The following is a 13,044-nucleotide window of genomic DNA, read 5'->3' as shown; positions in this document are numbered from 1 at the left end:
CCCCTGCCATAATGGCAGCCCTTGCTTTTTCCCGGCTCGGAAAATATCCTTCCTGCACCAGGCGCACATCAATTCTCTCTTTTTTGCTCATCGTCTATGCCCGCTGCCTCCTCGCCGGCCATAGAGAACGAACTTTTTGCGCAACATTCTCTGGAGTCAACCCCACTTCAGCACGCTGTTCTTTCACACTGCCGTGCTCGACATAGTAATCCGGAATCCCCATCAATTCAACGATCACGTCATGATAGCCCGCCTGCGCATAGCACTCTAACACGGCGCTTCCGAATCCGCCTTGCACCGCACCTTCTTCGAGCGTAATCACTGTATAACCGTCCCGTGCCAGCATAAAGAGCATCTCTTTATCAAGCGGTTTGGCAAAGCGCGCATTAATTATCATCGGATTGATGCCCTCTCCTGCCAGCATGTCCGCCGCTTTCTGGGCGGTAGAGACCATGTTCCCGAATGCGACAATCGCAACGTGCGCACCCGGACGCAAGATTTCAGATTTACCGATCGGAAGCTGTTTGAATTCCGTATCCAGTATGACACCTTCACCGTTACCGCGCGGATAGCGGACGGCAATCGGGCCATCGTTATACATAAGCGCCGTATACAGCATATGCTGCAGCTCGTTTTCGTCTTTCGGCATCATAATCGTCATATTAGGTAAGCTGCGCATATAGGCAATATCGAATACCCCCTGATGCGTTTCGCCGTCTGCACCGACAAGGCCTGCGCGATCAATCGCGAACGTGACATTTAGATTCTGACGGCATACATCATGCACGAGCTGATCGTAACCGCGCTGCAGAAATGTGGAGTAGACGGCGAACACGGGCTTTAGCCCCTGCGTGGCGATACCGGCTGCCATCGTAGTAGCATGCTGCTCGGCAATCCCGACATCAAAGAACCGTTCCGGATACTTTTTAGCGAACCCCTCCAGGCCCGTCCCGCTCGGCATCGCGGCCGTAATGGCGACGATACGCGGATCAGTTTCCGCAACTTTTTCAATCGTCCGGGCAAAAATGCTTGTATAGCTCGGCGGCCCTTCGCTCTTCAGGACTTCACCGCTCTCGATCTTATAAGTTCCCACGCCATGGAACACTTGCGACTCGCTTTCCGCAGGCGCGTATCCTTTTCCTTTTTTCGTAATCACATGAACAAGCACAGGCCCCTTTGTATAAGCGGCCTGGCGCAGTGCTTCCATGAGCGTCGGCAGGTCATGGCCGTCCACAGGTCCGAGATACGTAAAGCCCAGCTCTTCGAATAATATGCCGGATACCATAAGGTACTTCAGCCCATCCTTCAAGCGCTCCGCCAGCTTGGCCATCGTACCTCCCACAGCCGGTACTCTCTTGAGTAGATGCTCTACTTCTTCCTTGACACGTTTATAGCCGTCGTTCGTGCGCAACTTGCCAAGGTAGTTGTGCAGTGCCCCGACATTGGGTGCGATCGACATTTCGTTATCATTCAATATCACGGTCACATCACGTTTTTCATGCCCCATGTGGTTCAGCGCTTCAAACGCCATTCCTCCGGTCAGTGCACCGTCACCGATGATAGCAAGCACTTTGTAACGTTCCCGCTTTAAGTCGCGGGCGATTGCCATGCCCATTGCCGCAGACAAAGAGGTACTGCTGTGTCCGGTTTCCCATACATCATGCTCGCTTTCGCTGCATTTCGGATATCCGCATAACCCTTTATATTGACGCAGCGTATGGAAGCGATCCATCCGGCCGGTCAGCATTTTATGTACGTATGCTTGATGTCCGACATCCCAGATAAATTTGTCCTTGGGACTGTTAAAAATATAATGAAGCGCAAGCGTTAATTCCACTACACCAAGATTCGGCGCCAGGTGTCCGCCCGTCACCGAAAGGTTTTTAATGAGGAACTCACGAATTTCTTCTGCTAGTTTATCGAGCTGTGCTATGTTTAATTTTTTCAAGTCTTGAGGGGAGTTAATATCAGATAACAAAGAAAACTCCTCACTTTCAGCATTTCGTTCTAATTTCTCCATGAATGTATCATACCTATATTCATACGAGTAAATCAACAACATGGTATCATAAACTAACAAGAAACACCAATGTAAAGATAAACACCTTTTCTTCGACACAGAAAAGGTGTTTATCTTAGATTATATTGAGTTAGTAATCGCGCTCAATAATGAATGCTGCGAGAGCACGAAGGATGCTGTCATTCACAAGCTCGGCTTCTGTGAGCGCCTGGTTGGCCTCAGCCACCAATTGGTGAAGCAATTCACGCGACTCCTCCATGCCAATAAGGGAAGGATACGTAGACTTATGCCGCTGCTCGTCGCTGCCTACCGGCTTGCCGATTTTAGCAAAGTCGCCGGTTACATCCAAAATGTCGTCCTGTATCTGGAATGCAAGGCCGATGTTGTTGGCGTAACGGGTCAACAGAGCAAGCTGCCGTTCATCTGCATTGGCGAGAATCGCACCCGCACGTACGCAAAATACGAGTAGGTCGGCCGTTTTATGCTGGTGGATATACTTCAACTGCGCTAGCGTGAGCTGTGTATTTTCTCCTTCCATATCGGCACACTGGCCCCCGACCATGCCTCGGGCACCGGCGTAGGATGCAAGCTCCCGCACAATTTTCAGCACGCTGACGGCAGGCGCACCGGCTGCTTCCGCTTCACACACCGTCTCGAAAGCTTGGGTCAGCAGCGCATCTCCGGCCAGAATCGCCATTGCTTCTCCGTATACTTTGTGATTTGTCGGCTTTCCGCGACGGAAGTCGTCGTTATCCATGGCCGGTAAATCATCGTGAATAAGCGAATAGGTATGGATCATCTCTACCGCGCAACCCACGGGGACGCCTGTTGCGATCGGGTTACCGAACGCTTCAAGTGTCGCCAGCACTAAAACAGGGCGCAGCCTCTTTCCCCCGGCGAGGAGCGAATACCTCATCGCCTGGCGGAGCGTTTCCGGAATCCCGTCCGTATCCATATACCTTGCCAGCCGCTCAGCAATCAGGTCCGCTTTTTCTTGAATATAGTCTTTTAACTGTACACTGCTCACTCGTCATCCCCCTCCAACTGAAAAGGGACGGTAACCTGCTCGCCTTCCTGATCCAGCAGCATTTCAATTTTTTGCTCGACATCGTTCAACTTCCGACTGCACAACTTAGATAGCTCCATGCCTTCTTGGAACAGAGCAATTGCCTTTTCCAGCGGCACATCTCCCGCTTCGAGCTGCTGCACTACTTCTTCCAATTGTTTCATCGCTTCTTCAAATGGCACTTCGGCTTTTTTCTTAGCCATGGTTCTCCCCCTTTTTCATCTCCTCTACCCGACATGTGAGCGTCCCGTCAACCAATCGGACTGCAACCTGTTCGCCCACGGACGTCTGCTCTACTGACGTTACCAGCCGCTCCGCTCCCTCTGCTTCCTGAAATACAAGCGAGTACCCCCGTCGCATGACTTTCAGCGGGCTGAGCGCATCCAGTTTATCCAACTGGCGGTTTAGCTGTTGATCCTTCTCTCTTATCAGCATCTGCATTGCCCGTATAAGACGCTTCTGCCGGTCGTCCAAACGTTCCCGCTCAAGCCTCGTCGTTACCGCAGGGCTGTATTGCAGTAAATGCCGGTGCATTTCTTTCCACTGAGCCTGTTTCTGTATACGATACTGCCTGGCGGCACGCCCAAGCCGTTGCTGCAGGCGGTCTAATTCCTGCTCATACTGCATCACATACCGTTCCGGCTGGCGCAGTACATAAGAACGCTGTATACGCGTGAGCCGTTCTCGAAGCCGCTTTACCTGATATCGCAGCGAGGTTCCCAGGCGTCCGGTCAACTCCTCAATCCGACGGCGCAGCACCTGCATGTGCGGTACGGCGATTTCTGCCGCAGCCGTCGGGGTGGCAGCACGCATATCCGCTACAAAATCGGCAATCGTAAAATCCGTTTCATGCCCTACCGCCGAAATGACGGGAATTTGTGAGCGGAAAATACTGCGGGCCACCGCTTCTTCGTTAAATGCCCACAACTCTTCAATCGAGCCACCGCCCCGCCCTACAATCAGCACATCGACATCCTGCCGCCTGTTCATCTCCTCAATCGCGCGGCAAATCGACGGTGCGGCATGCTCCCCCTGCACCGCCACCGGATATAACAACACATTTGCCGCCGGATAACGGCGGCGGATCGTCGTAATGATATCCCGCACCGCCGCACCGGTAGGCGAAGTAATAACGCCCACTCTGGACGGGTAGAGCGGAATCGGCTTTTTATGCCGCTCGTCGAACAGTCCTTCGCTCTCCAGCTTTTCTTTTAATTGCTCGAACGCCATATAAAGGCTACCAATACCATCCGGCTGCATCTCTTTTGCATACAGCTGATACTGACCGTCTCGCTCATACACAGAAACAGAACCGCGGATAAGTACCCGGGTTCCGTTTTTGGGGATAAATTTGAGATACCGGTTATACCCGGCAAACATTACACCTTTGATTTTGGACTCTTCATCCTTGACGGTAAAATACATATGCCCGCGGGAGTGATGCACGAAGTTGGACAACTCGCCCCGCACCCACACATTCTGTAGCAACTCGTCAAAATCAAATGTATCTTTAATATAGCGCGTAAGGTCTTTTACCGAAAAAATTTGCCGGGTATCCTGCACAACTCTCTTCCTTCCTGCGTTCTACTGCTTTTGTGCGACACGCGATAATTTCTTCGCCGCCTCCACCGTATTCTTCATCAGCATGGTAATCGTCATCGGCCCTACGCCGCGCGGTACCGGAGTCAAATAGCTCGCTACCTCTTTTACGGAATCAAAATGAACATCACCGACCAGCTTGCCTTCCGCGTTGCGGTTTACGCCGACATCGATAACGACCGCACCACTCTTCACATGCTCGGCTCTGATCATCTCTGCACGGCCCACGGCTACCACCAGAATATCGGCCTGGCGCGTAATGGATGCAAGATCTTTCGTCCGGGAGTGGGCAATCGTTACGGTCGCATTTTCCTGCAATAATAACATAGCAACAGGCTTTCCTACAATATTGCTGCGTCCGATTACAACCGCATGCTTGCCTTCGATCGATTGACCGGAGCGCTTGATGAGTTCAATGATGCCATGCGGCGTGCAGGGAAGATAGCAATCGCTTCCAATCAGCATGTTGCCTACATTAATCGGTGTAAAACCGTCCACATCCTTTTCCGGGCTAATCGCATCGATCACTGCTTTCTCCGAGATATGTTTCGGAAGCGGAAGTTGGACCAGAATCCCATGAATGTTCGGGTTTTGGTTGTATTCTTCTACCATAGCCAGCAACTCTTCCTGCGTGATGGAAGCGTCGCGCCGAATGACCTCAGAGTAAATGCCGATTTCATGGCACGCTTTTTCCTTCCCCTTTACATACGAATGGGAAGCCGGATCATCCCCAATGAGAATAACCGCAAGCCCCGGGTGAATTCCCTGTTCTTTCAGTTGTGCCACTTCCTCTTTCAGCGCGGCCCGAATTTCGGCCGCCACTTCTGCGCCGACAATAATATGTGCTGACATAATTTAATTCCTCCCGTCCAGGTGAAATATCGAGAAAGTTCAAGCTTTCATCTTCCTTTTCAGTGTAGCGAATCGGACGGGAGATTGCAAAGATAAATTACGAAATATATTTGGTAAATCAAATAAAATGTTCGCCTTTGTTATTAAAAAAGTGTTTGAGCAATCCAATTCGCGCCACACCGAACGCATTATCTCCCGCATAGGCCGGATCAGCAAAATATAGACGTGCGCCTACCGCCCGGTGCGTTAGTCGCTTCAATAGCCTGTTCCGAATATAGGCATTGGCCGATACGCCGCCCACGATAAGAATATCCTTGGGGTAGCCGTCTTCGACTGCCGTGCGCAGCACCTTCTCCAGCGTGGCTGCTACGCACTTTTCCGCCGCCCGCGCAACCTGCGGTGCCGGTACATTCTGCTCGATTGCGCGCATCAGCGCCGTTTCAGGACCGGAAAAACTGAATGTATACTGGGTTACAGAGGAAGGCACGGCAAAGTCATCTGCTCCTGCCTGCTTCGCCAGTTCTTCCAGATACGGACCTGCAGGAAACGGGAGTCCAAGCGCCACACCCACCCGGTCAATGAGCTGTCCCGCATGCAAATCCTTTGTACCGCCGATGCATTCGATTCGGTATCCGCCTGCCTGTTTCGTGCAATCAAGCACCTCGCTGGTGCCGCCGGACAGATGCACGGCGAGAAACTTCTCCACTGCAAGCGGCGTAGGCAGCGTGTACTCTCCCGCTGCAATGTGCCCTTCCTGGTGAGACGTATAGTAAATCGGCACGTGGAAAAAGTGCGCCATCATCTCCGCCGCCATCTGTCCCGCCAGAAATACAGGCATATAACTGCCTTCTACCGGACGCGGCGAACAGCTCACCGCAATCGCCTTGATGTACCGGCCTTCTCCTGACATCCTTCTAGCCAGCTCCGGAAGACGCTTCACATGCTGAAAGAGGGCGGTGGACTGCTGCAGTCCCCGCTCTCCGGCTTCTACGGATAAAAGCTCTTTCTCTTCGGCAACAATTTGGCCGTCCATGTCGATTAGGCAGAGCGATGTCCGGTAATTGCTCGTATCAATGCCAAGCACTACATCCATCGTCTACAGCCCTTTTTGCTCGTTTTTTTCCAGGTCTTTCACCAAACTCGACAGTACGCCATTGATGAATTTCGGTGAATCGTCCGTTCCATAAACTTTAGCCAGCTCAATCGCTTCATTCAATGTAACCTTTACCGGAATGTCATCACGATACATCATCTCATATCCAGCGAGGCGTAGAATGGCGCGATCTACATTTGCAAGGCGTCCCATGGTCCATCCGCGCAAATACCGGCTAATCGTCCGGTCGATATCCGCCTGGTGCTTTACCGTGCCTTCCACCAGCTCATTTAAGAACTCGGTGTTCTGCGCTTCTGCTGCCGGCTGCTCATCCTCTTCTTCGAGCAAATTGGCAAGCACGTCTTTCGGCTCGGCTTGTGTCATATCGATTGAAAACAATACTTGTATCGCTTTTTCGCGGGATTGATGTCGGTTCATGTGTTACCACCTTTTATTTATTCCATATTTACTAGCTTTACCTGCGCAAAAAATAACCATTCTTTGAGTTTATCAAATCCTAACTCCCTTGGAAATACTTTGCGCGCACCATTTTACCGCAAAAAGCGCCAAACCTCCGGATTCGAGATTTGACGCTTTTTTTAGGACCTGCCACCCTTTCTACCGTTTTGTAAACTTACCGGGAAGAATGCGGTCCAGCACTTCGCTTACATCCTCTTCATTATCAAATTTGCGGCCGATATAAAAACCGGTCGCTACGAATACGGCAAATACGATCGTTTTGAAAAAACCGACCCACAGAAAGAGAAAGCCAAAAATAAATCCCGCCGCAAGACCAAACGCTTTTCCCCGGTTTTCCAGAATAAACTGCCAGAACATGGCCATCCCTCTATTCTACCCGCCGGACGCGCGCTCCGGTGCCAGGCTGCGCTACCTCGGACACAAGTACTGTCACTTCGGAAATCATAAGTCCGGCAATCGTTTCCACACGCTCTTTGATTATCTGCTGTACCTGCTCTGCCAGGCCAGGAATCGGCGTTTCCCCGTCCACTGTCACCTTGACGTGAATGGACGTTTTATTTTCTTCCGCACGGACCCGCGCTTTCAGATCGCGAATGCCCCGGATGCGGCGTGCTGAATTGACGGCAATACTCTCAATCGTATCCAGCGTAATCCGTACATCCCCGTATTCGGTCGGACTATGAACCGACGCCTTCGCATGGGTGCGCTCCCCGCCACCGCGCACGCTGGTAAACAGAAATTTCAGGCTGATAAGAAAGAAGATGGCCGCTGCAGCGAAATAGACAAGTCCCACCTGCGATGAGGCATAAATTTCTTCAATCGCATCCGTAATGTATGTGGACGAAATTAAATTCAGGCTGGTCGCCATAACAAACAGCGAGATAACCACCAACGCCAGACTGTATAATGTTAGAATAAAACGGTCAAATAAATTCACGGACGCCCTCCTACCGGCGAAACGTCAAATTATGCGTTCCGCCTATCGAACTCGGTGAATCTCTTCAGTGCCAGGTACCTTCTTTTCTTTTTCCTGTTTCAGCAAAACATCGACGATATGTACATTGACCTGCGTAACCGCAAGACCTGTCATATTCTGAATAGATTCCCGCACATTCTCCTGTACCTTATATGCTACGTCAGGAATTTGCTGTCCATATTCTACTATAATATAAAGATCGATGGTTGCTTCTCTTTCCTTAATTTCTACCCGAACGCCGTGACTATTCTTGCGTCCGAGACGCTCAACGAAACCGCTGACAATCCCGCTGCTTAAGCCTGCCACGCCAGGCACTTCCGCGCTCGCCATGTGGGCGATAACTTCAATGACTTCGGGAGCGATTTCAATTTTACCTAATTCCACTTGCGAGAACTCAATTCCATTATCCAATATAAAACACCTCCTCCAAAGTGCGCTTCTTTGCCTATTATAGCAAAGGAAAGGAAAAGAATACAATTTGCGCCTTTGAAGAAGGTGTCATTTTTAGAAATTATTCTTCAATTTTCAAGTCGTACATCTCTAAGAACTTCGTATTGAAATTGCCTTCTACAAACATTTCATGTTCAAGCAGCTTCAGATGGAACGGGATCGTCGTATGTACACCTTCGATGACCATTTCGGACAGCGCCCGCTTCATACGTTGAATCGCTTCGTTCCGGTCTTTACCCCAAACAATAATCTTGGCTACCATTGAATCGTAGAATGGCGTAATCTGATAGCCTTGATACACTGCGCTATCGACACGGACACCGAATCCGCCCGGAGGCAGGTAGAATTGGATTGTACCCGGGGACGGCATGAATTTCTTGGCCGGGTTCTCTGCATTAATACGGCATTCGATGGCCCAGCCATCGATTTGGACATCTTCCTGTTTAAAGGATAACGGATAACCCGCCGCCACCATAATCTGTTCTTTGATGAGATCGATACCGGTAATCAACTCTGTGACCGGATGCTCAACCTGAATACGAGTGTTCATCTCCATAAAGTAGAAACGACCATCTTTATCAAGCAGAAATTCCACCGTGCCGGCGCCATGATAATTTACGGCTTTGGCTGCGGCTACGGCCGCGCTGCCCATCTGTTGGCGCGTCTCTTCATCCAATGCCGGCGACGGCGCTTCTTCCACCAGCTTTTGATGACGGCGCTGAATTGAGCAATCGCGCTCGCCCAGGTGACAGACGTTACCGTGCTTGTCCGCGATGACTTGAATCTCGATATGACGCGTGTCTTCTAGATATTTCTCCAGATATACGCCCGGGTTGCCGAACGCGTTCTTCGCTTCCTGCTGCGCTTGGCGCACGGACGAAACCAACTCTTCTTTGGAACGGGCTACGCGCATGCCTTTCCCGCCGCCGCCCGCCGTCGCTTTGATAATAACAGGATAGCCTGCTTCTTCGGCGATGCGAATCGCTTCGTCAATGTCTTCAATCAATCCGTCGGTCCCCGGAACAATCGGAACACCCGCATTCTTCATCGTCTCACGTGCGACATTCTTGTCTCCCATTTTAACGATGGCCTGCGGTTCCGGACCGATAAATGTAATGTTGCAAGCAGAGCAAATCTCAGCAAAATCTGCGTTCTCCGCCAGAAATCCATAACCGGGATGAATCGCGTCCACGCCGGCTTTGGTGGCAACGCTCATCAGGTTTGTCATGTTCAGGTAGCTATCTTTCGAAGCCGTCGGCCCGATGCAATAGGCTTCATCAGCCAGACGTACATGCAGTGCATCTTTGTCCGCCGTCGAATAAACGGCAACGGTTTGAATGCCTAACTCATGGCAGGCACGGATGACACGGACGGCAATCTCCCCACGGTTTGCGATTAATACTTTTTTAAACATGGAAGACCTCCCTTATTCCGGCTTCACAAGGAAGAGAGGTTGTCCGTACTCCACCAACTGGCCGTCTTCTACGAGCACTTTCACGATCTCTCCGCTTACTTCCGCTTCGATTTCGTTAAACAGCTTCATCGCTTCGACAATGCATACGACCGTATCGTTTTTGATTTTGTCACCAACCTGTACAAACGGAGCCGCACCCGGTTCAGACGCTTTGTAGAATGTACCCACCATCGGGGATGTAATTTTGTGCAGATCCGTATCTTCTGCCTCTTCTACGGCTACAGGGGTTGCCTGGGGTGCAGGTACTGCCTGCGGTGCCGGAGTTTCTGCTTTCAGAGCCGGAGCTGGCGCAGGGGCAGGTGCCGCAGCAGGGGCAGGGGCAGGTGCTGCCTGCGGTGCTGGAGCCGGTTCAGCCACTACCTGGGAAACGCTTGCAACAGTGCCTTTCTTAATGCTGATTTTCGTGCCTTCTTCTTCGATTTTGAATTCCGTGATGGCCGATTGGTCGACCAGTTTAATGATTTCTCTAATTTCATGAATTTTTAGCATGCTTTGTCCACTCCTAACATATTTGTATGGTCTATGTAATAAAGCATCACCATGTATTATAACACAAGATTATTTTCTTGGTACAAGTTGTGTACTGAATTATTTATCAATTTATGCGAAAAAAGAAGAACGCCGTTTTCTTCCCTGGCTCTTTTTTCCTCCCTCTTCTCCTTCTTTTCTCATAATTTTCACAGAAAAAGAGGAACAGCAGCGCCGTCCCCCCATCCAAGTGTTATGGTTTGTAGCTAACGACAATATTATTCCCTGAAACCTTCATATGTTGTTTGACTACATTGATAATTTCAACTACTTTGTCTTTTTTTAGCGTTTCTGTCTGCACAACCACCCGGACCATGTCGTCCTTGGCAATCACCACGACATCTTTATAGCTTCCGAGCGACTTTACCAGTTCTTCTACCTGCGTCTGACTATCCTTCAATGCGGCCAACTCTTCATATTTCTTCCTTGCTTCAGCAATCGCCGCTGGCTTGGCCTCGGTATTGCTCATCACTTCCATGAAACGGCCCATTTCCTGCTCTTGCTGCGCATCGCGCTGCATCTTGTATCCGATAAAGTAATCGTCGGACGGCGTGGTCACCGGCGTACCTTCGGGCTGTGGCGCCACCTGCTTTGTCTCTACGCTGACCCCTTTATCTTTATCAGAAGCAGGGACATCGGGCGGCATTTGTGCCGTATCATTCATATTCCCGGTTGCCACAGGCACCTGCTCGACAGGCCCCTGCACCAGATAATACGCCGACAGCACGACCAGTACGGCAAGCATGGACAGCAACCAGACCGTTTGTTTTTTCAACACCATACGTACTCAGCCTCCTTAAGCTTTTTTGGGAAGAATTGAGATTTTATAGGAAGGAACGGCAAGCACTTTCTGTACCGCCTCCAGAATCCACGCTTTAACCTGAAGATTGCCTGCGCCCTCAGCCACCACAACCACACCTCGCACCTTTGGCTTTACGGTTTTCATTACGACAGGCCGCTCGGAACTGCCATCCTTCGTAATGATGACCTGTTCTTGGGTTGATTCGCTGCTGATGTCGCGCGTTGCGCCTTTGTCCGCTTCACGCGTCGTTTGTGTCTGCCGGTTCGTGTTTTTCTCGACCACAATCTCTTCCGTCGATTCGATGTTGACCATTACCGATACTTCACCAACGCCCGTAATCGTCTGCAGCACTTCTTTTAGCTTTTTTTCATACATTGCTTCATACTCTTCCATGGTGTAGGATTCTTGCTTTTTCTGAGCAAACACCGCCTTGTCCTCCGAAGTTGCCGGAGGGGAAGGTGCGTCCGGCGGCGACTGATCGAAATTGTAAAAAGAGCCTACTATCATGAACCCGACACCGAGCGCACCTATAATCAGCAGCCACTGCATCGCGCCCAACTTTTTCCTGATTTCGCCATCTTGAATGCCTTTATCTTTCTTGCTCACTTCTTATCCCTCCTCTCCGGTGCCGGTCCACGTAATGCGTACTGCCGCATTCGGCACGTTCCATGCATGCGAGACCTCAGCGGCAATTGTTTTCTCCATGCGCGTCTGCTCGGCGACGACGGCGACTGATTCATCCTTCTCCGCTATGGATTCGCCCCCGCTGCCCGGGGAAATCTCTACTTTGACCGGCTTCATCGGCTCCACAAGAACCTCCCGTCCATTTTGCGCCTCCGCCTCTTCCGTCGGTTTCCTCTGTGTTAGTACTACAGAAATATAGTCAATAGGCTGCTTCGCTTTTTCGCCTTCTGAACGAATCCGGACCTGGACATTCTGTACTTTGACGCCATGCTGGGTCTCAATCTGCTTTTTCACCAACTCGCCGATTTGCGCTTCCGCATATCGATTTGCTTGTTCGTCGTTTTCCGCCGCAAGCTTTTTGGCAAGCGCGTCCACCCGTGCAAAGTCAGGACTCTGCGTGGCATTTTCCCCTACTGCATAAGAGAGTTGAGCGAGCGGGATATCTTTGCGGAATAGATTCAATATAGGTGAAAGCAGCGCTAATAGAATAAGCAGGCCCATTACCAACTTGACGTATTTGCTGTACGTACCGCTTGGCAGAAGCAAATCCAGGAATGTAGCGAGCAGTACGAGCAGAATAATCTTTTTCAACCAGAGAATGAGCATGGCCATCATATGCATCTTCCTCCCTACCGCATCATCACCGAAACGTTTGCGGCCGAGATGACAATGGTAATGGCTAGGAAGAACATCAGGCTGACCGTGGCCAACGCTCCGAAGATATACAGAAGATTTTTTCCAATAATACTTAGACACGACAGAATGGGGCTGTTACCAAGCGGCTGCATGACGGCGGATGAGAGATTGTAAAGGAATGCGAGTATGAGAATTTTCAACGCCGGAAATGCGACCAGCAAAAGCAGAATGAGCACCCCGGCCATGCCCACCGCGTTCTTGACAAGCAGCGAGGCACCTACAACCGTGTCGGCCGCATCTGCGAATACCCGCCCTACTACGGGAACGAAGTTGCCTGCGATATACTTGGCGGTACGGATTGCCACTCCGTCCGCCACAGCGGCT

16 protein-coding genes are annotated in these 13,044 nt (G+C 50.8%); all 16 read right to left on the bottom strand.

What is annotated here, in order from left to right:
- Positions 1 to 94: 94 nt before the first annotated feature.
- Complete coding sequence (dxs, locus tag B2899_RS05495) at positions 95 to 2,020, bottom strand: 1-deoxy-D-xylulose-5-phosphate synthase (RefSeq protein WP_146808110.1); 1,926 nt, start codon at positions 2,018 to 2,020, stop codon at positions 95 to 97.
- A 130-nt stretch (positions 2,021 to 2,150) separates the two neighbouring features.
- Complete coding sequence (locus tag B2899_RS05490) at positions 2,151 to 3,047, bottom strand: polyprenyl synthetase family protein (RefSeq protein WP_246147178.1); 897 nt, start codon at positions 3,045 to 3,047, stop codon at positions 2,151 to 2,153.
- Positions 3,044 to 3,289, bottom strand: coding sequence for an exodeoxyribonuclease VII small subunit (gene xseB, locus B2899_RS05485; RefSeq protein WP_146808111.1), 246 nt, complete (start codon positions 3,287 to 3,289; stop codon positions 3,044 to 3,046). The genes B2899_RS05490 and xseB overlap by 4 nt, the downstream gene beginning before the upstream one ends.
- Entirely contained in the window at positions 3,282 to 4,649 is a 1,368-nt protein-coding gene (gene xseA / locus B2899_RS05480) for an exodeoxyribonuclease VII large subunit (protein WP_286884421.1), read from the bottom strand. Before xseA ends, xseB begins: the two co-directional genes overlap by 8 nt.
- A gap of 21 nt (positions 4,650 to 4,670) precedes the next feature.
- Positions 4,671 to 5,537, bottom strand: a complete 867-nt coding sequence (gene folD, locus B2899_RS05475; RefSeq protein WP_146808113.1) for a bifunctional methylenetetrahydrofolate dehydrogenase/methenyltetrahydrofolate cyclohydrolase FolD — start codon at positions 5,535 to 5,537, stop codon at positions 4,671 to 4,673.
- A 118-nt stretch (positions 5,538 to 5,655) separates the two neighbouring features.
- Positions 5,656 to 6,630, bottom strand: coding sequence for an O-sialoglycoprotein endopeptidase (locus B2899_RS05470; protein WP_146808114.1), 975 nt, complete (start codon positions 6,628 to 6,630; stop codon positions 5,656 to 5,658).
- Positions 6,631 to 6,633: 3 nt separating this feature from the next.
- Positions 6,634 to 7,068 carry a transcription antitermination factor NusB gene (gene nusB / locus B2899_RS05465; RefSeq protein WP_146808115.1) on the bottom strand — a complete coding sequence of 145 codons (435 nt, stop codon included), beginning with the start codon at positions 7,066 to 7,068 and terminating at the stop codon, positions 6,634 to 6,636.
- A 180-nt stretch (positions 7,069 to 7,248) separates the two neighbouring features.
- Positions 7,249 to 7,467, bottom strand: coding sequence for a DUF2273 domain-containing protein (locus tag B2899_RS05460; protein ID WP_146808116.1), 219 nt, complete (start codon positions 7,465 to 7,467; stop codon positions 7,249 to 7,251).
- Positions 7,468 to 7,477: 10 nt separating this feature from the next.
- The gene (amaP, locus tag B2899_RS05455) at positions 7,478 to 8,047 is read right to left on the bottom strand and encodes an alkaline shock response membrane anchor protein AmaP (RefSeq protein ID WP_146808117.1); all 570 of its coding nucleotides are present in this window, start codon (positions 8,045 to 8,047) and stop codon (positions 7,478 to 7,480) included.
- Positions 8,048 to 8,089: 42 nt separating this feature from the next.
- The gene (locus B2899_RS05450; protein ID WP_246147179.1) at positions 8,090 to 8,497 is read right to left on the bottom strand and encodes an Asp23/Gls24 family envelope stress response protein; all 408 of its coding nucleotides are present in this window, start codon (positions 8,495 to 8,497) and stop codon (positions 8,090 to 8,092) included.
- Between the two features lie 100 nt (positions 8,498 to 8,597).
- Positions 8,598 to 9,950, bottom strand: coding sequence for an acetyl-CoA carboxylase biotin carboxylase subunit (accC, locus tag B2899_RS05445; protein ID WP_146808118.1), 1,353 nt, complete (start codon positions 9,948 to 9,950; stop codon positions 8,598 to 8,600).
- 12 nt (positions 9,951 to 9,962) lie between these two features.
- Positions 9,963 to 10,499, bottom strand: coding sequence for an acetyl-CoA carboxylase biotin carboxyl carrier protein (gene accB / locus B2899_RS05440; protein WP_286884420.1), 537 nt, complete (start codon positions 10,497 to 10,499; stop codon positions 9,963 to 9,965).
- 232 nt (positions 10,500 to 10,731) lie between these two features.
- Positions 10,732 to 11,319, bottom strand: a complete 588-nt coding sequence (locus tag B2899_RS05435; RefSeq protein ID WP_146808120.1) for a SpoIIIAH-like family protein — start codon at positions 11,317 to 11,319, stop codon at positions 10,732 to 10,734.
- Between the two features lie 15 nt (positions 11,320 to 11,334).
- Positions 11,335 to 11,946 (bottom strand): stage III sporulation protein AG, encoded by a 612-nt coding sequence (gene spoIIIAG / locus B2899_RS05430; RefSeq protein WP_286884419.1) that lies wholly within the window; start codon positions 11,944 to 11,946, stop codon positions 11,335 to 11,337.
- Positions 11,947 to 11,949: 3 nt separating this feature from the next.
- On the bottom strand, positions 11,950 to 12,639 hold the full coding sequence (gene spoIIIAF, locus B2899_RS05425; protein WP_170230069.1) for a stage III sporulation protein AF: 690 nt from the start codon (positions 12,637 to 12,639) through the stop codon (positions 11,950 to 11,952).
- 14 nt (positions 12,640 to 12,653) lie between these two features.
- On the bottom strand, positions 12,654 to 13,044 hold a 391-nt coding region (locus B2899_RS05420), incomplete at its 5' end, for a stage III sporulation protein AE (RefSeq protein WP_414631748.1).

It is taken from the genome of Aneurinibacillus sp. UBA3580, assembly GCF_002375825.1.
In the GTDB taxonomy this organism is placed as follows: Bacteria; Bacillota; Bacilli; order Aneurinibacillales; family Aneurinibacillaceae; genus Aneurinibacillus; species Aneurinibacillus danicus.
Note: the sequence above shows the minus strand (reverse complement) of the source record. Positions and strands in the feature narration are given on the sequence as shown.